Genomic DNA, 20110 nt, shown 5'->3' with positions numbered 1-20110 from the left:
TCCAGCGGTTTTATTTTAGGGCCTTACGGGACAGCCCCATCTTTTTCTTTTGATAGCTTCGCATGAAATTATTCAATCATAATCTGATGCCCTTCTTCTTTTTTCTCTTCTTCTTTTGCTTTTGGCACTTGCAGCTTCAACACGCCATCTTTGAAAGATCCGGAAATGTCTTTTTGTTCCACTTCACCGACATAGAAGCTGCGTTTGAATGATCCATAGGAACGTTCTTTTCGGATGTAATGGCCATCATCTTCTTTAACTTCCTTATTTTCTTCCTTCTTGCCTTGAAGCTGAAGATAGCCATCTTTGTATTCCACCGAAATGTCTTCTTTTTTGAACCCAGGTACATCCACTTCCACTTCATAATGATCATCTGCGTCTTTGATGTCTACTTGCGGATAATTGGCTTCTTTGAAAAAGCGGTCAAAAACATCTAATTCAAAGTTGCTGTCAAAAAGGCTTGGGAAAAAGTCTTCTCGTTTTCTTGGTAAAAGTTTCATATTAAAACTCTCCTCTCAGATAACCTCTTTAGTAGAATTTCACTTTCACTCTTTCCTTGAAATCGCTGCAATGAAAACTATGCAACCAACGCCTTCCCACCAGAATGCCTTACCTCCTTTACCTGTTCATCATTAGTAGTGTTGGCTATCACTCTCTACTAATCATTATAGAAAAAGATACTTTTTTGTCAATCAAAGATGACTGAATTTAATATTAATTAAGAAAACAATCCCTCCTTAACTTTTCAGCACTGGTGTTCATCTGCATTCTACAGAAATCTGCTGGTAGACGAAGTTTTGCAGGCAGCTATCTGTTCAAGCGTCCCTTCAGCGATGACGCGTTGCCGCCTTCCGGTCCGAGATCGATGACCCAGTCGGCTTGTGGAGTCCAAAAAGAAGTCTCCATTCACAGAGGGTTGCGGCATTCAATCGTTAAAAATAGCCCTCCATAATAGGATGTGACTTTCTCTATGTCCAAACCGGATCTTTTCACCAGTTGGAGTGTATCCCGGTTTAAATGGCAGCCATCACAGACTTTTTTCCAGATGGGCGTCAAAGCCTCCTGAGTTTTACCCAACATTTTTTGGTCCATTTTCACATGTTCGAATAGGAGAACTTTCGCACCTGGCTTGCTGGCTCTTCGAATTTCCTGCAGGGCACGCTCCGGTTCTGGAATGGTGCAAAAAACTAAAGTCGCGACAACCGTGTCGAAGCTATTGTCGGGAAACGGCAGCTCTTCCGCTTTTGCCTGATAAGCATGAATGGGTGTCCGGATTTTTTTGATCCGCTTCATTGCCTGCTTGGCCATTGCGGGATTCGGTTCGATGGCGTCAACCCGCTCGACATTTCTGTAATAGCGGAAGTTTGCGCCTGTTCCAAAGCCGATTTCCAAAACCCGGCCTTGTGCTTTCCTGACAAGGCCTGCACGAATCCTCTCAAACCGTGTTTTTTCCAGCGGCTTCATTGCCACATCGTATATATGGGGTAACCATCCAGCCAATGTTCATCAGCTCCTTCTATTTGTTTTCGGGTTACAGGTAGAATTCGACTCTTCTTTTATAATTCCCTTGTTATCATTAGAAACTCGCTTCCAGCGGTGCTGCTCCAATAGCTATGCTTGCAGCAAAAAGATTGGAATCTGCCGGTCTGGGACAATTCTTCAGAAGTCGCCGTTTCCGAGCATAAAAATGACGGCAACTCCGATTACAGAGTTGCCGCCGCATGATCTGTTTAGTTTTTTGTATTGTTGACAAATGGTCCGTACTCACGGCGTTGATGCTGAACCGACAACCATTTTAAGGTAGTGAACTCTTCAAGCACCCATTCGCCGTTAAAGCGGCCAAGACCTGAATCTTTTTCGCCGCCGAACGGCATATGCGCTTCGTCATTGACCGGCTGGTCGTTGACATGGATCATACCCGTATGGATTTGATGCGCAATGTTCGTGCCGCGCTCGATATTCGCCGAATGGACCGCTCCGCTCAACCCGAATGGATAGAAGTTGGCCATTTCAACCACTTCTTCATCACTGCTGAAAGGAATCAAAATCGCTACAGGACCGAAGATTTCATTTTCAGCCAATGGCATATCGTTCGTCACGCCCGTCAACACAGTTGGCTCCAGCACGTTGCCATCTGCATTGCCGCCAAGCCGTACTTTTGCACCCTGTGCAACCGATGCTTCAATGTCTTTCAGGATCCGGTCCACCTGATCACGGTTGATCAGCGGGCCGACCTGTGTATCCTGCTCTGCCGGGTTGCCGAACTTCAATTTGCCGGCACGTGCGATAAACTGCTCCGCGAACTCATCGTAAATATCCTGATGGACAAAAATACGATTGATGGCCATGCAAATCTGGCCCTGGTGATAGAATTTGCCGAATAAAGCAGAATCCACCGCCTGGTCCACATTGGCATCATCCAAGACGATAAAGTTGTTGTTGCCGCCAAGCTCCAATGCCGTTTTCTTCAATGCGCCGCCGGCAAGCTCGCCGATGCGTTTTCCGACAGGCGTTGACCCGGTAAAGGAAATGAGCCGCGGCGTTGGATGAGTGACGATGTCATCGCCAATTTCGGAACCGCGTCCGACCACTACATTCAACAGGCCTTTAGGCAAGCCAGCTGCTTCAAAAATGCTGGCAAACAACAAGCCTCCGGTTACCGGTGTATCGGTAGCAGGCTTTATGACCACGGCATTTCCTGTTGCGATGGCCGGCGCAATCGAACGGATTGCCAGATGCAAAGGGAAATTCCACGGGCTGATGATGCCGATGACACCCAATGGATTGCGGTATACACGGTTTTCCTTGCCTGCTTGTTGTGAAGGAAGGATTTTGCCTTCCAAGCGGTAAGGGAAAGTCGCCGCTTCTTTCAAAATATCGATTGCTGCCCCGAACTCGACAGTCGCTTTGATGACCGTACTGCCGGCTTCTTTGACAAGCCAGTCGATGATCAGCTCTTTGTTTTCCTGCATGACTTCCATCGCCTTTTCAATGACTGCGCGCTTGGTCTGCGGCAATTCTTTTGCCCAGGCAACCTGTGCTTCAGCAGCCGCTTTATAGGCAGCGTCCAAATCGCCTTTATCGGCTGCTTGAGTGGTCACCAGCTCTTCTCCCGTAAATGGGTTGGTATTTTTCATTTGGCTGTCGCTTGAACCTCTAGTCCATTCACCATTTATATAAATCTGCGAAAAATCGGTTTTCATGTCTATCTTCTCCATTCTGTTTAGTTTACGGCTGTTGTCTGGGGCGAATTAAGATCTCGTTGACATCAACATGTGCCGGCTGTTCCACTGCATAAGCGATGGCATTTGCAATATCCTGCGCTTGAAGCATCTTCATCGCTCCACCTTCTTTAAAGGCAGCCAGCACATCTTCGTCCGTAATGGTATTGGTCAATTCCGTTTCCACCGCACCTGGTGAAATGATGGTCACGCGAATTTCATGTGACGGATCGATTTCCTGGCGCAGCCCTTCTGAAATGGCACGAACAGCAAATTTGGTGCCGCTATAAACCGCACTTCCTTTGGAGATGGTATGGCCTGCGACTGAAGAGACATTCAGGATATGCCCGAATTTCTGTTTCTCCATGACTGGCAGCACTGCGGCGATTCCGTATAGAACACCTTTGATATTGACGTCGACCATTTTGTCCCATTCGTCAACTTTCAATTTATTCATGAAAGACAGAGGCATCAGTCCGGCATTATTGACCAGCACGTCTATTTTCCCGGTCTTCTCAAGTCCGGCAGCCACTAAGGCTTTCATCTCGTCCGCTGAAGTCACGTCGGTTACTTTATAATCCGCCGTCCCTCCGGCAGCCTCAATTTCTTTTTTCAATTCAATTAAACGATCTTCGCGTCTGGCGGCGAGCAATACATAATAGCCTTTGGCAGCCAATTCCTTGGCAGTTGCCTGGCCTATCCCACTGCTCGCTCCAGTTATAATTGCGGTTTTATCTATAGTCATAATTGTACATCTCCATTTCTGCACTTTAGACATTTTTCTTTATAACAGTCTATAATTCTTTGCTCCCTCTCTCTTTACCCTTTCAACGGGTTGAGCTAAACTAACCGGTCTGAAAAATAGGCATCTCCAGCCCAATTTCCTGTGTTATAATTTTCACAAGATGGGGGTGTTTATATGCGGAAAATTTCTCCAGAAGAGCGGCGGATAATGCGGCGTTCCTATGCTGAAAAAATAATGGAAACTGTCCGGACAAAGGGATTCATCACGTTAACGATTCAGGATCTGGCACGTTTGATGGGAATCAGCCGAGCTTCCTTATACAACTTTTTCGCATCAAAAGAAGACATTATCCTGGAAGTCAGCGAAATTTACATTGATTACCTGACAACAACCAATGCTTTCATCAACAACCCGCGCTATCCCTATAACCAAAGATTTCCAGCAGTTTTTGAACAGGCTGTTTTTTCCGCTGTCTACGCCTCGGAAATTTATTTGGACGAATTAAAAATAACCTGTCCTTCCTTATATGAAAGCAAACTGAAGCTGGCGAATGAACGAATCTCCATGCTCCAGACTTTTTATGAAAACGCTATGATTGATGGAGACTTCAACCTCCTCAATCCATCCTTGATCATCGCCCAGGACGATGCTGCTTTGCGGAAAATATTAAATTCTTCATTTTTAACTGATGAAAACATAAGCTTGGAAGATGGCCTGTACGGCTATTACAAAATCATGAAGTACCGTACTTTTGCCCATGCCTCACTGAAAACCAGCAAAGATCCCTATATCGACAAAGTAGTAGACGTTATCGTCGGACAATTGACGAAAAAGTAAATCTCTATCTATTGCCAAAACTGTTGCGACAATTTAATTTCTATGATCCGAAAGGCTTTGCCGCAGACCTGTGGCAAAGCCTTTTTCCTTTCATTAGAGCCAAGCACAAAAGTATAGAAGTGGGCTTATATAAAAAAATCACGCCAATCTGCGAATTAAAGTTTTAAAATTCTGACAAATAGAATATAATGATAATCAACTACTTAGAAAAGGAGATGGTTAAAATGAACTTGAACTCGATTAAAGGCTCAAGCATGATCGTGAAGATGGCGCGTGCATTAGTAGAAGAAGGTTGGTCATTTACTCCCAATGAATTCGATGTCATCGTGAAAGCGGAACATAAAGATACAGGAGAAGCCATCTCTTTTAATTCAATCGGCAACCTAAAAAGATGGATGTATGAAAAAGCACTCAGCTATTGAAATTTTCCCCTATAAACAAAAAGCTCCAATGCCGATATGGCATTGGAGCTTTTTTTGACTTTTTTTATAAACAGGTTGCTTTTTTGCACAATTCCGCTTTAATGCCACGGATTTTCAGGAGTTCAACAATTTCACGAGCTGTTTTCGGTTTGGGATTTGTATAAAATAAGGTTCCGCTCATTTTCATCATCCTCCAAGACTTTTTCATGGTCTCAGTATACAGAATAAATGTGAACAAACTATTAACAAATAGAAATTCTTTAAAAACATTTTCCCGAACAAACGTCCACAGCCTGTTCCACTAGCGCAATTATCTCTTACGGACAACAGCAGGTATCGATTGGAATCCCGCCAACCTTGTCTGAACAGAATTGAACCGCTGGCACTCAGCTTACCTCACTGAACAAATCCATGATTTCATCTTCTGAAGCAGCGTTCAGGATCTTATCGATATTTTCCTCTTCGGAACAGACAATCGCTATATTGGAAAGGATCTCCAGGTGCTCATTGTTCTTTCCGGCGATGCCGATCAGGATTTTCGCGATATTGCCGCTGCCGAAATCGACTCCTTCCGGGACAGTGACAACTGAAATGCCAGTTTCCAACACGTTCGCCTTGGCATCTTCTGTGCCATGCGGGATCGCCAGGCTATTGCCCATGAATGTGGAAGCCATCCCTTCCCGCTCGAGCATTTTGTCGATGTAACCCGCATCGACATAGCCGTTGTCCACCAGAATCCCGCCGGTATAACGGATTCCTTCCTCCATCGTGGCTATTGGGACGTTCAATTTAATGTTTTCCCTTTTCAATACTGCTTTGGCCATGATCATCACTCCTAATTTTTATTGCTTCCATTCCCGCGCTTATTTTTTCAAACGCTGTGCCAGCTTGTCGTATTCCGGGCTGTTCATGAAATTCTCCACTGAAATATGTTCCGCCTGCGGCAATTTTTCTTTTGCGCGCGGCGTCAGATCTTTGTGGGTGACTACAATATCAGCGTCATCAGGCAACTGGCTGATGGCGGTGTTGGTGACCGGGATATCAATATTTTCTTTTTTGAATTTGTTTTTCAGCAAGGAAGCGCCCATAGCACTTGACCCCATACCGGCATCACACGCGAAAACGACACGACGCACCTGATCTGCCTCTTTCATGCCTGGATCGGAAGTTACGACCGCACCTTCCTGAAGCACATCCCCATCAGAAGTGGCTGTCGGACCCTGCGCTGCCTGAGGTGCCAAGTATCCAGCCGCTGTGCTCTTCTTGCCTTTCATTTCTTCCATTTTGCCGGCAGCAGCCGACAAATCCTCTTCCACATCTTTGGTCATTTTCAATATGACGGAAGCAATGGTGAAAGAAACAGCTGCGGCAACAATTACGCCCAGTACGACGCCGACGTAGTTTCCTTGCGGCGTCAACGCCAGTAATGCAAAGATACTGCCTGGCGACGGCGTGGCAACCAAGCCTGCATCCAATAGGACAAAGGTGAAAATGCCGCTCATCCCGCCGCCGATGACCGCCAGCAGCAATAAGGGTTTCATCAACACATAAGGGAAGTAGATTTCATGGATACCGCCGAGAAACTGGATAATGGCTGCACCCGGCGCTGAGCTTTTGGAAATCCCTTTCCCAAAAATACTGAAAGCCAGCAGGATGCCAAGGCCCGGCCCTGGATTTGTTTCCAGTAGGAACAAAATCGATTTCCCGTTCGCCGCCGCTTGTTCAACACCCAGCGGACTCAGCAGCCCGTGGTTGATGGCATTATTCAGGAACAATATTTTCGCAGGTTCGATGATGATGCTCGCCAGCGGCAACAGGCCATTGTTGACGATGACTTCAACTCCTGCTGCCAGGCTATTGGTCAAGGAATTGACGATCGGCCCAACTCCCAACACCGAAATACCTGCCAAAACGGCCCCTAAGATACCAGCCGAGAAATTATTATAAAGCATTTCAAATCCAGCTCGGATCTTGTCGAGGAAAAGCTGGTCGACTTTCTTCATCAGGTAGCCTGCCAGGGGCCCCATGATCATCGCACCGAGGAACATGGGGATATCCGCACCGACAATGACACCCATCGTCGCAGTCGCACCAAGCACACCACCCCTGAAGTCATAAACAAGCCGTCCACCGGTAAAACCGATCAGCAATGGAAGGAGATAGGTGATCATCGGACCGACCAATGCCGCCAGCGGCTCATAAGGCAGCCAGCCGTCTGGAATAAACAATGCCGTGATAAGTCCCCAAGCGATGAACGCGCCGATGTTCGGCATGATCATTCCGCTTAAATGACTTCCAAAACGTTGGATCCTTGCACGATTCTTACCTTCAGCCATGTGAATCCCTCTCTTCTGAAATTAGTTATGAAAAATAACAGGACAAACGATGAGGTTTCTGCTAACTTGATGAAGTTCGGATTGCCTTACGCTGAACGATGTGACGTGTTGGCTGATTGCTTCAGCCTGGCTTATCCTGAAGACCTGCTGCTACATCGGTTCTCACCTCTTTCTATTAAGAAGAACATCAAGAAGGCTGCAAACTGCAAAACTTTAATTAAATGGTAGCATAATCATAACAAAATATGTTGTTTTTTCTGAATAATCAGTTTTAATTAACAAGGTTTTCTGAATTTTAACAGCATTCTAAAAAGACCAGCGGTGAAGACAGAATTGTTGTCTTCACCGCTGGTCTTTTTGTGAACTGCCGAAAGCCTGGAGGCATCGTGGCAGTCTGCCCATCAACCTATTCTTTGCAGATCATCTTCAAATGATAAACGATCATTTTTCGCTGCTGCTCCCTGTTTGCCCGTTCCGGCCTGACCATGGCATCCAGTACCATGCCATCCAACAGATTGATCAGTCGGTCTGTTTCAAGCGGAACGTCCAACTCCCTTTTTAAGAGATTCAATAAAATCAAATTCGACATGATGTTTTTGATCGCCTGCAAAGCGACATCCTGTTCTTCCTGATAGACCTTATTGCTGGTGTGCCCCTGAAGTTTAAAGATCAGCCTGACTTTGGCTTCAATCTCCAACTCATCGCCCGCAGGCAGGAATGCCATCAATACGTCAATGATCTTTTCCAGTGGAGTCTGCTCTTGCTGGAAGATTTCTCCTGTTTTGTCTGTCAGCCGTTGAAAAACCAATGCTTCTGCATAAATCATCAGCTCTTCTTGTGATGAAAAATAGTAACGCAATGCCCCTAAAGACAAACCGGCCTCCTTTGCAATATTCCTTGAGGATGCGCCTTCCATCCCCCGTTCCACCATGATTTTCCACGCGGCCTGTGCAATTGATTGCTTTCGTTCAATGGGATCAATTAGTTTTGGCATAGCTCTATACTATCAGAATAATAATAATTTTCAATCTATTTAGCGCAACTGTATTGCGTCAATTTCGGCACAGTATTTTTAACAGTACGGCTGTATCATCAAAATATTAACAACTTTCAGACATTGTGGATAACCGTCTTTATCTGTGTGCAACTGTGCACAGCGGCCTGTGGATGCGGAAAAACTAATTCCGCAGCATTCGCCCCAGGAAATACACCACTGTGCCGAGAATCACTGCCAAGAAGACGGGCAGAAAGAAGCTGCCCAAACCCTCTGCAGCCCCCAAAGCCACTCGGACCGACTGGATAGTGAAGAAGCTGAATAGCAGCACGATTTCATTTTTCAGTACATTGATCATCAAACGGGCGTTTTTATACTGTGCCTCTGCATTTTCTTCTGTCAGGTTCAGGTAATTATAAATATGTGGATACTTTTCAAGCACCGTCATGCCGACCCACAATGCCAACCCAATTATCGGCAGAAGAAACAGTTCTGCTTTTCTGCCCCAACGGTCAACTTCTCCTGCCGCGTTAAAATGTCCAGGCACCTGTTCAGGCAATCCACTATATTCAACAATCAGATAGGCAAGCGCCACAAAAAAGATCAGTACCGAGACAACATTCAGAAATGTCTCCAGAGCTGAATTCGGAAGCGTTATTTTAGGTTTTTTCTCCAAAAAAGTCCCCTCCCCTCTCGACCTCTTTTTTTCAAAAAAAATATGACACCAGCTGCAGCAAGGGGTTGAGCTATCAGCGAATAAAAGAAAGCAGATTCTTACCAAACATAAAAACCATTTTTAAAAAAACGGTTTTTAACTTACTCCCTCTACCGGTCCACCGTAAAATCCCACTTTACCACGGGGCTTCGTTGCGTCTGCCCGCCGGCCACTGCAAGTGGTTTTCCGTGAATTCCCACAGAATAGCTGTCCCGGAATTTCACGGTTTCAGCTTCTAAGGATTGGGATTCCTCGTCCACTTTTCGGTGCGGGTGCAGTTCTATGTCTCCTCCATCCCGATGGCTGAGAAGAAACATATCTGCGTAATCTCCCTGGCACCGGTTTGCTCTTGACCCTCACGCAACTGTCCGAAAGCTTTAGTATGAGCATTTTACCTATGTATTATTTGACAGCGTTCATCGTCTCATCATGATTTTCAATTGGCCTTTATTCGTTAAATTTTCATAAAGCTGTGTGCCCATTTTCCCAAACATACCCTAGTTAGTAATTTAATTTACATTTTTTGTACTTCTGCCCTTTAAAACAGCTTCGCTTGTACTATAATAAATGGAAAGCCTTGATTTTTCAATCAGCTTAGAGGAGGCATCAATCATGTTCACGAATTTTTTTCGCAAGTTCACAAAGCAACCGCAATCTCCTATCCCACAAGCCTCGACCCCTAAAATAGACATAGACAAGATTTATCTTTTTGAGTCCAATCAGCAGGAACTCGACCGGATCATCCAGCTTCCGGCACAGCCCGGCAAAGCACCAGGCTATGTTTATTTTGTTCAGGAATACATGACCGGTTCGTTTAAAATCGGTAAAACGAAACACATCGATCGACGGATGAATGTCTTCAATGTCAAGCTGCCCTTCGAAAACAAGCTAATTTTCCTTATCAAAACTGCTGATCATCATCAGACCGAAAGCGCTTTTCATCAACATTTTTTTGACAAACGCCTCGAAGGCGAATGGTTCAGCCTGACGCGGGAAGACCTGGCATGGATAAAAAAAGGGTTTTATACTGAAGCGATCCATAAGACCATCAATTCCCCTTCCGAAGTCGCCAAGCAGCTGTCCGCCAATAAAGCGAAAACCGAAGAAAAGCCACTGACGCAAAAACAGATTGAATTTGCCAAAACATTGGTGCTGAAACTCGAACAGAACTATGAGCTCAGTACAGAATATACAAATTGGACGCAAAAAGACTTGAATCGTTTAAGTGGCTATTTCCGTTTCAGAAATATCGGTGCCTTAAACAACCTTGTGGAAAGCGGTGTCCTGAAAGCAAAATAATGCCCTTATTGACCGATGAGCCTAATTCTTAACATCTGCTTAAAAGCAGCTCAACAATCTTTTGCGATACTGGAGTTAGAAAAGATTGAAAGGGGCGGAACAGCAGATGAAAATTGCGGTTATTGGCGATTTGCATTATCCGGCATTAAAAGAAGCCTATTCCTTTATCGAAAAAGACCGGGAAAGTTTTTACGAGATTTTCCTGGAGAAGTTCTTTTCAATTCCAGCAGACCTTTATGTATCAATCGGCGATTTGACTAATTTCGGAACCCCAGATGAGTTGGCAGATGTCTATTCCATCATCAAAAAGCACGGAAAGCCATTCAAACACGTTCTTGGCAACCACGACGTTTACGGGATGACACGGAAAGAAGTGCTGGCCATTACGCGGCAGCACCGTTTCCACCAAGTTTCTACGGATTCGGTTGTACTGGCATTTTTGGATACTGCACAGGAACAAAATTATGCCAATTGGGGCGGAACCTTGGATCTGCTGCAGCAGGGCTGGCTTTCGGCGGTGGTTAAAGAAACCGAAACCCGCCCCCTTATCGTCTTCGGGCATCATCCGATTCACGGCACCACTAAAAATTCCACAAAGGATAAACGCTGCATCCATCCCGATATCCCGGTTTGGGACATCCTTTCCGAGAAACAAGGGGTCGGCTTGTACGTCAACGGCCATAACCACTTTAATTCCATTGCCGCACGTGAAAACTGGACTTTCCTTCAGCTTGCAGCGGTGCTCGATGAACAGGCTATCCGCTTGATCGAAGTTTCTGAGTCCCTGCTGTCCATCGATTATATCTCTTTCGCTGATCTGCAACTGCACAAACATGCACAAGCTATCGGAGATGCCATCGACCATTTCCGGCTGAACCCCTATCCCTTAGGAACTGCCGCTGATGTGAAATACGCCATTCCGCTTGCTGGAACCGATATCCTCACAGCTGTTCCGGAATAAAGAACACATAAACCCACTCAACAAGCCGCAGCTCCAGTGAGGAGCTGCGGCTTGTTTTCATTTTTTCAAACTTCAAAATGCGCAAAACTCATACATCAAACAACACCAAAAAAACAAGCACTTCTTTCTCCTGTAAAAATTTCTCTATTTCTGAGATCGCCACTTGTTTGGCCTGTTCTTTCGGATACCCATAGATCCCTGCCGAAATCAGCGGAAAAGCGATGGAAGCACAATCGAGCGACAACGCCAATTCCAATGAATTGCGGTAGCAGGCACGCAATAAATTTTCTTCCCCTTGATCTCCTCCTCGCCAAACGGGTCCGACCGTGTGGATGATGTATTGGGATGGCAGCCGGAAACTATCGGTAAACACCGCTTTTCCGACAGGACAATAACCGATTTCATCACAGGCATGCTGCAATTCTTCTGCACCGGCTGCCCGAAAAATCGCCCCGCAAACCCCACCGCCCATCTGCAGTTCTGAGTTGGCGGCATTGACTATCGCATCTGCATCAACCTTCGTGATGTCACCGTCGACAATTTCCATAGGCATGCTTTACAACCTCCTCTACTTTTGAAATAGACATTGATGTCCAGTGCTTTCCAACTCATTATCCGGCATTTTTCTATTCCCAAAACCCGGTTTTCTTAACCATAAACCCTCCATAAAAAGATGTAAAGCTGCTGTTCCGGGCGCAATTTCCCACAGCTTTTCCGACTGCGCTAGAGTAAGGCGCTGATTTTCGTTATACTGAAGAATAGAGATCAATGATTACGGTTGTAATATAGAATAGACCGTCAAAGGAGCTGCTCCATGTACGAAATACCCTATGAAAATCCATTTAAGAAATCGTTTTTCGATTTGAAGGAACTGGTCGACAGCATTCAGGAAAATCTGCTGTGCCCAGCAACGATCGAAGATACAAATCACCGGCTGCATGCTTACAGCACTCATGAAGATGACGCCGATTCTGCACGAATCGGCACCATCATCTCACAACGCGTGCCCGAAAAAGTCATCAATCGCCTGTGGAAAGAAGGCGTCATCCCGAAATTGATGCAATCGGATTCCGCTTTGCGCATTCCCCATATCGAGGACATCGGACTTCGCGACCGCGTGGCGATTGCCATCCGAAAAAACAATGAAATACTGGGTTATATCTGGGTTGTTGAAGGCAGCAGCAAATTAAGTGATAGACAATTGGATCTGCTGAAGGATGCTGCAGCAGCAGCTACACCGTTAATGTCCAAGCTGTATCAGAACCGCAAACGAAAAGAAGAAAATTACCAGGATTCCCTGTGGAAGCTGTTGACCGGCCAATACACAACCCTTGAAGAAATCCACAATACATTTGATGAACTGAACCTTAAAATACCGGAGCGCTTCACTGTTCTCACTTTCCAGTTCCAGCAAAATATCACCCAAAAGATGGAAGAACAGATTTCCTACTTGATTACGACCAGCCAGAAGATCACCAATCATTTTCTGGTGGTCATGGGAGAGGAATTGGTCCTGATTGCTTCTCCCCATCCCTCACAGCCTGATGACAAAGTATTTGATGAATTTATTGTATTCTTCATTTCTGAAATGGCGAACCGTTTCTCCATCTCCGGTATCAAAGGAAGTTCCGGGACAAGTTACAGCGATTTCGGCAGAGCCGAGACGAGTTATGAAGAGGCGCAAAAAGTGTTGAAGTTGAAAGAACGTTTTCCCGAAGAGCTGGAGGATGTATATCATTTCCGGCACCTTGGTGTTTTCAGGTATATGGACCAACTTCAAAAAGATCTGCGCTCTCAGCGTTTCGAGCATCCAGCCATCGCCAAACTGGAAGCATATGACGCCCAGCACAAGTCCAATCTGCTGAAAACATTGGAAGTCTTTATCCAGCAGGACAGCAATATGAACGATGCCGCCAAAAAGCTGTTTGTCCATACCAATACACTGCATTACCGTATCAAGCGCATATCAGAAATCGGGGATATTCGTATGACCAATGTCCATGAAAAAATGGGCATTTATATGGATTTGAAAGCTCGAAAAATGGAGAATAAATAGTCTTTTGTGAAATTTCACAAAAGAAACCGCTTTCTTTCTTTGTTTCATACAATGAAGAATCACGGGCTTCCGGCTATACTTATGGATATCTACACTATTCGTTTTATAGGGGGAAGAAAAATGATTATTGGAATTCCGAAAGAAATCAAAAACAATGAAAACCGAGTGGCAATCACTCCAGCTGGTGTCGACGCTTTTGTAAGAGCTGGACATCAAGTCATCATCGAAACCGGCGCTGGCCTTGGAAGCAGCTTTACAGACGCTGATTACACAGCAACTGGTGCAAGAATGGTTGAGACAGCCCAGGAAGCCTGGTCTGCTGAAATGGTCATGAAGGTTAAAGAACCCGTTGCTTCTGAATACAAGTATTTCCGTGAAGACCTTCTATTGTTCACTTACCTGCACCTTGCAGCTGAACCTTCGTTAACAAAAGCTTTAGTTGACAGCAAAGTAACTGCAGTCGCTTATGAAACCGTATCAGTAAACCGTACGCTTCCATTATTGACGCCAATGAGTGAAGTGGCTGGAAGAATGGCTGCCCAAGTCGGCGCTCAATTCCTTGAAAAAGTTTATGGCGGCAAAGGAATCCTGTTATCTGGTGTACCAGGCGTACAGCGCGGCAAAGTGACGATCATCGGCGGCGGTGTGGCAGGTACGAATGCTGCGAAAATGGCGATCGGCCTTGGCGCACAAGTGACTGTCATCGATTTGAGCCCGGAACGCCTTCGCCAATTGGATGATATTTTTGGAACTGATGTCACAACATTGATTTCCAATCCATTCAATATCGCGGAAGCAGTGAAAGAATCTGATTTGGTCATCGGCGCTGTATTGATCCCTGGATCAAGAGCACCTAAATTAGTGTCAGAAGAAATGGTCCAATCCATGAACCCTGGATCAGTTATCGTAGATATCGCCATCGATCAGGGCGGAATTTTCGAAACGACTGACCGCATCACTACACATGATGATCCAACTTATATAAAACATGAAGTGGTACATTATGCAGTTGCCAATATGCCTGGTGCTGTTCCACGCACATCGACGATTGCATTGACGAATGTCACTGTCGGCTATGCACTGCAAATGGCCAACAAAGGCGTTCAACGAGCGGTTGCTGAAAACCCGGCATTGAAACTTGGCGTCAATACAGCAAACGGCAGCGTAACATACGAAGCTGTTGCTAAAGACCTTGGGTTTGAATTTGTTTCTGTTGATGACGCTCTTGTGAAACCTGCATCATTGGTATAAAAAAGTCTGAAAGATAGTCCTCCGTTGCCTGCTGGCAGCGGCAGGGCTATTTTTTTAGATCCAAAACTGAAACCAAGCCTCATTCTGCCGTGTACATCCGATTTTTATTGTTCTATATTTAGGAGGGGTGATGAAAATGAAGATAAAATTCTATAGCAACGATGGGCAATTTGTATCCGGCATGACGCAAAAAGATTCTTCGGAGCCTGAACAAAATAATATGGCCTTGCATGCTTGTGAAAATCCACAAACGGTTTTGGCGAATCGGGCAAAATTAGCTGAGCTTTTGGATGTCCCGCTTGCTGATTTCATTTGTACACAGCAGACGCACAGCGCCAATTTCCGGCGTGTGTCTAGAAAAGACAAAGGCCGTGGTGCATACGACACGTCGGATGCCTTTTCCGATACGGATGCCTTATATACCTATGATTCAGGAGTCGTTTTATGCAGCTTTGCGGCTGACTGCGTCCCTGTCATCATCCGTGACAGAAGAACAGGGCTGATCGGTGTTGTCCATTCCGGGTGGCAAGGGACCATTAAAGAAATCACGTTCAACTTGCTGCAGCACCTGATTAGAAGTGAAAACTGCGATCCAGCCGATATGGAAATCCAGATCGGTGCCGCCATCAGCCAACAGCGGTTTGAAGTCGACCAGGACGTCTACTTGAAGTTCGATTTACTCCGCTATGCCAGCGCATTTATGGTCTTCAACGGCGCGACAAACAAATACCATATTGACAATCAGGCCATTGTAAAAAGACAATGCGAACTTGCAGGCATCCCTTCTGGGCAGATCCTTATTGATCCAACCTGCACCTTTTCAAGTCCGGATGGCTTTTCTTACCGGCAGGACAGAAGGATTGGCAGACATTTGATTTTCGTAATGAAAAAATGATTATCCGGATTGTGGAAAAATAGATATGGCAATCCGAAATTTTTCATGCTAAAAATAATAGCGGCTCACTTCCCTTTGTTTCGGTTTTATCGAATTCCCCTGCCGTTCCCAGAAATCACCGCCAGCCTCCAATTCCCTTGAGAATTCCAGTATAAAAAAAGTCGTTTCCAAAAACCTAAAAGGTTAGTGGAAGCGACTTTTTTGTTTAGCGTATTTTAGAAAGAAGAAAATCAATCTTCTATTAAAACACAACTAATTATTCATTTTCATTTCTCTTAAAATTGATTCTATAGAATCAGTTGAATCAGTTATTTCCTTCTTGAAGATTAAGTCCTTTTGAAGAGACATTCGCATTCTTTGGATCCTGCAGCCGCTCAACTCGTTTAATGTCCCAGCGGATCAATAGCGAGATCAGGAATGCGATGGAAACCAACACAATGAAGACGTAGAACACCGGAACATAGCTGTCTGTCCGCTCGCGGATCTGCGAAACGATTGCCGGTCCGATGATGCCCCCCATTGACCAAGTCGTCAATAAGTACCCGTGAATCGCGCCCAATTGTTTGGTTCCAAATAAATCGCCGATAAATGCTGGCAGATTGGAGAACCCACCGCCATAGCAGCTGACAATGATTAAAATCAATGCTTGGAATACCAATACATTGGTGATGTTTGGAAGCATAGTGAACGCTGCGATTTCCAGTGCAAAGAAAATTGTGAAGATGGTTGGGCGTCCGATGTAATCGGAAAGTGCAGCCCATCCGAGTCTGCCTCCACCATTGAAGATTCCCATGATGCCGACTAACGTAGCAGCACCGGCTGCTGAAAGTCCCATCATTTCCTGTGACATTGGTGAAGCAACAGAAATGATCATGATGCCGGCACTGACGTTAATCAGCATCATTGACCAAAGCATCCAGAAACGGCGTGTTTTCACGGCTTCTCTGGCAGACAACTGCGCTAAATCTTTTTTCATCACTTTTTTACCGGAATCGATAGCCTGCTGCATGCCAGCTGGCATCCAGTCTTTTGGTGGCGGCGCGATATATGAGGCGCCTAATATGATTAAGATAAAGTAGCTGATTCCCAGAATGTAGAACGTTGTGCTGACACCGTATGAACCGATGAGGTTAGCAGCAACCGGTGCAGTGATCAATGCGCCTGCTCCAAAGCCCATAACTGCCATACCTGTAGCCAATCCCCGGCGATCCGGGAACCATTTGACAAGTGTCGAAATAGGTGCAATATAGCCTACCCCTAATCCAAGTCCGCTTAACAAACCGTAAGTAAGAAGAAATAATACAAGTGAATCGATTTGGATTGCAAAACCTGCACCAGCCTGTCCAACACCGAATAAGACAGCTGCTACAATTGCCGACCTTCTAGGTCCGTTCTTCTCAACAAAGCCTCCAAAGAACGCGGCCGAGATACCGCCAAGTGCCATCATGATTGTGAAAGCATAGGTGATTTCTTTAGGAGCCCAGCCCATTTCACTGCTGATTGGTGTCGTATAGACACTATAGGCATAAGCTGCCCCGATCGATAATTGGATGGCAATCGCCGCTAAGGCGATCAGCCATCTGTTTTTTGTTTTTCCCATCGAATATCCTCCTTTTATGTAAAACCCACCTCGTTATATTTGGAAGTGATTCTACCGAGAATACATTGTTATTCAAAATAAAACAAATACTTTTTTAAAAATTAAAATTATATTCATGCAGCTTGCTGTAGACAAAACCAGGTGGCTGTAAGAAAAATGGTACTAAAAATAATTTTTATACTTAAAAATAAATTATAATGAAATAGTGTATTATTCCATCTTAAGTAGTTTCTATATACATTCTTTTCTCATGAATTTAAAAATCCTCTTCTTCAGCAGTTGAATATGCTGCTTTAATCGCAATAAAGGCAATCGCAGTCATTTTACATAGTATTTTTATTAAAATAAGTTAAAGTAACTAAATAGCACAAAATAGTCACAATTACTCCAAGCTTACGTGTTGACCTTTTCCAGAATGATCTTCAGTATCAAAATGTAAACGCTTAACTGATTATTCATGCAAATTTATTTTGAATGGCAAGTCGGCACGACAAATAGCTTGAATAGACTAAAAGGAGAGATTTTAATGACAACAACTAAAGGTTTAGAAGGTGTAGTTGCAACCCAATCCGCGATCAGCTCAATCATCGATGACACACTTACGTATGTCGGCTACGATATCGATGACTTAGCCATAAACGCAAGCTTTGAAGAAGTGATTTACCTGCTTTGGCACCAGCGCCTGCCAAAAGCGGATGAACTGGCAGAACTGAAGCAGCAATTGGCCGACAACATGGCCGTTCCACAAGCTGTGCTGGATCATTTCAAAACATATGACATCAAGAAAGTCCACCCGATGGCGGCGCTCCGCACAGCGGTTTCCATGCTTGGCCTGTTCGACGAAGAAGCCGAAGTGATGGAACCGGAAGCGAACTACCGCAAAGCGATCAAGATCCAGGCGAAAATTTCGACGCTTGTGACCGCATTCGGCCGCATCCGCAATGGCCAGGAGCCGATTGCCCCAAAATCGGACTTGAGCTTCGCAGCGAACTTCCTGTATATGCTGTCTGGCAACGTGCCGGAAGCGATCGAAGAAGAAGCGTTCGACAAAGCATTGGTGCTTCACGCAGACCACGAATTGAACGCCTCGACGTTCACGGCACGTGTAGCCGTGGCAACCTTGTCTGACGTTTATTCCGGCGTCACAGCTGCCATCGGCGCGCTGAAAGGCCCCCTTCACGGCGGCGCCAACGAACAAGTGATGAAGATGCTTACGGAAATCGGCTCAGTCGACAACGTGGAACGCGTCATCACGGAAAAATTGGCCAACAAAGAAAAAATCATGGGCTTCGGCCACCGCGTCTACCGCAAGGGCGACCCGCGCGCGAAGCATTTGCGTGACATGTCCCAGAAACTGACGAAGATCCGCGGCGAAGAAAAATGGTACGACATGTCGGTGAAAATCGACGAAATCGTCACAGGCCAGAAAAACCTTCCGCCGAACGTGGATTTCTACTCGGCATCGGTCTACCACAGCCTGAACATCGAACATGACCTGTTCACGCCGATCTTTGCGGTTTCCCGCACATCCGGCTGGCTGGCGCATATCCTTGAGCAGTATTCGAACAACCGCCTGATCCGCCCGCGCGCGGAATACATCGGGCCTGGCATGCAGACTTATGTGCCGATTGAAGAAAGATAAGCAAAAAAAAGGCTGTCCGCTCCATTCTCTGATCGGACAATATGGATGGTTCACCCCAATAGCAACCCAAAAGGCGATTCCTGTTTGCTCAGGAATCGCCTTTTTATGTTTGGCCGGATTATCCGCCGATATACGACATACCGATTTTTTTACGATTTTTTGCTGTGAATTCAGTGCGTTCATCCGAGTAGCGATCGTCCCGGCGCTCCCAGACAGCCGAGATTTTCTCCAGTAATTCCTCATCGCTGAGGCCGTTCCGGATCAGCTCACGGATATCAAAATGGCCGGTTGCAAACAGGCAGGTGTAGAATTTTCCGTCTGATGAAAGACGGGCACGTGTGCAGGAAGAACAGAATGATTCAGAGACAGATGTAATAAATCCGACTTGGGCATCCCCTTCTTCAAAACGATAGCGCTTTGCCACTTCCCCGTAATAATCCTTATCGACAGGATCCAGCTTGTATACTGTCTGCAATTTTTCAAGAATCTGTTTTTTGGTTACGACTTTTTTGAAACTCCAGCCATTGTCATTGCCGACATCCATGAATTCAATAAAGCGCAAGGTGATGCCCCGTTCTTTGAAGTAAGCTGTCATAGGCAGGATTTCCTGTTCATTGACATCTTTTTGGACCACCATATTGACTTTGATTTCAAACCCGACCTGTTGGGCAAAATCGATTTGCTTCAGGATGTGCGAGGGCTCGACCCCTCTGCCGTTCAGTTGTCCAAACAACTCCGGATCCAGTGCGTCCAGGCTGATGTTCAAACGCCGCAGGCCAGCATCGTAAAGTGCCTGTGCCTGGTTTCCAAGAAGCAGGCCATTTGTCGTCAGGCCTATATCCTCAATCCCTTCAACCGAAAGGATTTTTTCGACCAATTCAGGCAACCCTCTGCGCATCAGCGGCTCGCCGCCTGTCAAGCGGATTTTTTTAACACCCATCGCTGCAAAAACCTTGGTCAAACGATGGATTTCTTCAAATGACAATAATTCCTGTTTTGGCATAAACACGTAATCATCGCCGAAAACTTCTTTTGGCATACAATATGAACAACGGAAATTGCAGCGGTCAGTGACTGAAATCCGCAGATCCCGTATCGGCCGTTGAAATTGGTCTTCTATTGGTTTAATGGCCATT

The 20110-nt window shown here is 45.5% G+C and carries 20 protein-coding genes; 8 read left to right on the top strand and 12 right to left on the bottom strand.

Annotated elements, in window-relative coordinates; all coding sequences use genetic code 11:
• Positions 1-68: 68 nt before the first annotated feature.
• From AC1MEO_RS03350 to AC1MEO_RS03335, 4 genes are all read right to left on the bottom strand, one after another.
• Positions 69-500 carry an Hsp20/alpha crystallin family protein gene (locus tag AC1MEO_RS03350; RefSeq protein WP_480334322.1) on the bottom strand — a complete coding sequence of 144 codons (432 nt, stop codon included), beginning with the start codon at positions 498-500 and terminating at the stop codon, positions 69-71.
• 406 nt (positions 501-906) lie between these two features.
• Entirely contained in the window at positions 907-1500 is a 594-nt protein-coding gene (locus tag AC1MEO_RS03345; protein ID WP_480334320.1) for a class I SAM-dependent methyltransferase, read from the bottom strand.
• Positions 1501-1730: 230 nt separating this feature from the next.
• Positions 1731-3203, bottom strand: coding sequence for an aldehyde dehydrogenase family protein (locus AC1MEO_RS03340; RefSeq protein ID WP_480334318.1), 1473 nt, complete (start codon positions 3201-3203; stop codon positions 1731-1733).
• A gap of 25 nt (positions 3204-3228) precedes the next feature.
• Positions 3229-3966, bottom strand: a complete 738-nt coding sequence (locus AC1MEO_RS03335; RefSeq protein ID WP_480334316.1) for an SDR family oxidoreductase — start codon at positions 3964-3966, stop codon at positions 3229-3231.
• 174 nt (positions 3967-4140) lie between these two features.
• On the opposite strand from AC1MEO_RS03335, the gene AC1MEO_RS03330 reads away from it, so the two are divergent.
• On the top strand, positions 4141-4803 hold the full coding sequence (locus AC1MEO_RS03330) for a TetR/AcrR family transcriptional regulator (RefSeq protein WP_480334314.1): 663 nt from the start codon (positions 4141-4143) through the stop codon (positions 4801-4803).
• 224 nt (positions 4804-5027) lie between these two features.
• Positions 5028-5225: a hypothetical protein gene (locus AC1MEO_RS03325; protein ID WP_480334313.1), complete on the top strand. Its 198-nt coding sequence runs from the start codon at positions 5028-5030 to the stop codon at positions 5223-5225.
• Positions 5226-5611: 386 nt separating this feature from the next.
• On the opposite strand, the gene AC1MEO_RS03320 is transcribed toward AC1MEO_RS03325, so the two are convergent.
• From AC1MEO_RS03320 to AC1MEO_RS03300, 5 genes are all read right to left on the bottom strand, one after another.
• Positions 5612-6049, bottom strand: a complete 438-nt coding sequence (locus tag AC1MEO_RS03320) for a PTS mannitol transporter subunit IIA (protein WP_480334312.1) — start codon at positions 6047-6049, stop codon at positions 5612-5614.
• A gap of 39 nt (positions 6050-6088) precedes the next feature.
• The gene (locus AC1MEO_RS03315) at positions 6089-7561 is read right to left on the bottom strand and encodes a PTS mannitol transporter subunit IIBC (RefSeq protein ID WP_480334310.1); all 1473 of its coding nucleotides are present in this window, start codon (positions 7559-7561) and stop codon (positions 6089-6091) included.
• A gap of 406 nt (positions 7562-7967) precedes the next feature.
• Positions 7968-8555: a TetR/AcrR family transcriptional regulator gene (locus AC1MEO_RS03310; protein WP_480334309.1), complete on the bottom strand. Its 588-nt coding sequence runs from the start codon at positions 8553-8555 to the stop codon at positions 7968-7970.
• 184 nt (positions 8556-8739) lie between these two features.
• The gene (locus tag AC1MEO_RS03305; protein ID WP_480334308.1) at positions 8740-9231 is read right to left on the bottom strand and encodes a DUF1648 domain-containing protein; all 492 of its coding nucleotides are present in this window, start codon (positions 9229-9231) and stop codon (positions 8740-8742) included.
• 149 nt (positions 9232-9380) lie between these two features.
• Positions 9381-9587, bottom strand: coding sequence for a hypothetical protein (locus tag AC1MEO_RS03300; protein WP_480334307.1), 207 nt, complete (start codon positions 9585-9587; stop codon positions 9381-9383).
• Between the two features lie 295 nt (positions 9588-9882).
• Here AC1MEO_RS03300 and AC1MEO_RS03295 point away from each other — a divergent pair, with 295 nt between their 5' ends.
• Together AC1MEO_RS03295 and AC1MEO_RS03290 are read left to right on the top strand one after the other, a co-directional pair.
• Positions 9883-10569 (top strand): GIY-YIG nuclease family protein, encoded by a 687-nt coding sequence (locus tag AC1MEO_RS03295; protein WP_480334306.1) that lies wholly within the window; start codon positions 9883-9885, stop codon positions 10567-10569.
• Positions 10570-10654: 85 nt separating this feature from the next.
• Positions 10655-11530, top strand: a complete 876-nt coding sequence (locus AC1MEO_RS03290) for a metallophosphoesterase family protein (protein ID WP_480334305.1) — start codon at positions 10655-10657, stop codon at positions 11528-11530.
• An 88-nt stretch (positions 11531-11618) separates the two neighbouring features.
• Here AC1MEO_RS03290 and AC1MEO_RS03285 read toward each other — a convergent pair whose 3' ends face one another.
• Positions 11619-12083 carry a macro domain-containing protein gene (locus tag AC1MEO_RS03285; protein ID WP_480334304.1) on the bottom strand — a complete coding sequence of 155 codons (465 nt, stop codon included), beginning with the start codon at positions 12081-12083 and terminating at the stop codon, positions 11619-11621.
• 261 nt (positions 12084-12344) lie between these two features.
• Between AC1MEO_RS03285 and AC1MEO_RS03280 the strand changes: the two genes are divergently transcribed.
• The 3 genes from AC1MEO_RS03280 to pgeF all read left to right on the top strand — a co-directional run bounded on the left by AC1MEO_RS03280 (position 12345) and on the right by pgeF (position 15732).
• On the top strand, positions 12345-13586 hold the full coding sequence (locus AC1MEO_RS03280) for a PucR family transcriptional regulator (RefSeq protein WP_480334303.1): 1242 nt from the start codon (positions 12345-12347) through the stop codon (positions 13584-13586).
• 120 nt (positions 13587-13706) lie between these two features.
• The gene (ald, locus tag AC1MEO_RS03275; RefSeq protein ID WP_480334302.1) at positions 13707-14837 is read left to right on the top strand and encodes an alanine dehydrogenase; all 1131 of its coding nucleotides are present in this window, start codon (positions 13707-13709) and stop codon (positions 14835-14837) included.
• Positions 14838-14973: 136 nt separating this feature from the next.
• Complete coding sequence (pgeF, locus tag AC1MEO_RS03270; RefSeq protein ID WP_480334301.1) at positions 14974-15732, top strand: peptidoglycan editing factor PgeF; 759 nt, start codon at positions 14974-14976, stop codon at positions 15730-15732.
• A gap of 304 nt (positions 15733-16036) precedes the next feature.
• Here pgeF and AC1MEO_RS03265 read toward each other — a convergent pair whose 3' ends face one another.
• A complete protein-coding gene (locus AC1MEO_RS03265) occupies positions 16037-17332 on the bottom strand; it encodes an L-lactate MFS transporter (RefSeq protein WP_480334300.1) in 1296 nt (431 codons plus the stop codon).
• Positions 17333-17858: 526 nt separating this feature from the next.
• Between AC1MEO_RS03265 and citZ the strand changes: the two genes are divergently transcribed.
• The gene (gene citZ, locus AC1MEO_RS03260; protein WP_480334298.1) at positions 17859-18974 is read left to right on the top strand and encodes a citrate synthase; all 1116 of its coding nucleotides are present in this window, start codon (positions 17859-17861) and stop codon (positions 18972-18974) included.
• 118 nt (positions 18975-19092) lie between these two features.
• Here citZ and moaA read toward each other — a convergent pair whose 3' ends face one another.
• Complete coding sequence (moaA, locus tag AC1MEO_RS03255; RefSeq protein ID WP_480334296.1) at positions 19093-20109, bottom strand: GTP 3',8-cyclase MoaA; 1017 nt, start codon at positions 20107-20109, stop codon at positions 19093-19095.
• Position 20110 lies beyond the last annotated feature (1 nt).

The sequence above is a fragment of the Planococcus sp. BI3 genome (assembly GCF_056680115.1).
The sequence above is the reverse complement of the archived record's forward strand: the minus strand, read 5'-3'. Positions and strand labels throughout refer to the sequence as shown.